The organism is Pseudomonas sp. 13B_3.2_Bac1 (assembly GCF_025466205.1).
GTDB classification, from domain to species: Bacteria; Pseudomonadota; Gammaproteobacteria; order Pseudomonadales; family Pseudomonadaceae; genus Aquipseudomonas; species Aquipseudomonas fluorescens_H.
Genome location: NZ_JANLOG010000141.1, coordinates 1 through 338, shown reverse-complemented (window position 1 = coordinate 338; position 338 = coordinate 1). Strand labels below are relative to the sequence as shown.

At 59.8% G+C, this 338-nt stretch carries 1 pseudogene; it reads right to left on the bottom strand.

What is annotated here, in order from left to right:
- Nucleotides 1-338: pseudogene (locus NTD85_RS22545) on the bottom strand (hypothetical protein); the annotation flags it as partial.

Here is a 338-nt window from a genome sequence, read left to right as displayed (position 1 = left end):
ACCGCGCCGGGTGGCTGATGCAGATCCATGCGCAGGACCGGCAACCAGTCCCCGGTGGCATCGAAATAATCACGCTGATCCTTCTGTGCGCCGAGCAATGCGCCGGTTTGCGAGGTGTCGTAAAACAGCGCTTGTATCGGGATCCGTTTGGGGGCAGTGGCGTCCCAGTTTTTGATCTGCACCAGGTTGGGTTTGGCGACCCAGGTGGCATCGAAGCCCTGATGGGCGATGAGGCTGGCCTTGAACAGCACTGGCACCTGACTGCTGAGCGAGCATTGCTTGTCAGGTTGCAGGTTTTGTTGCTGGAAGTGCGCGATCCAGCCCTGCGCATCGCTGAT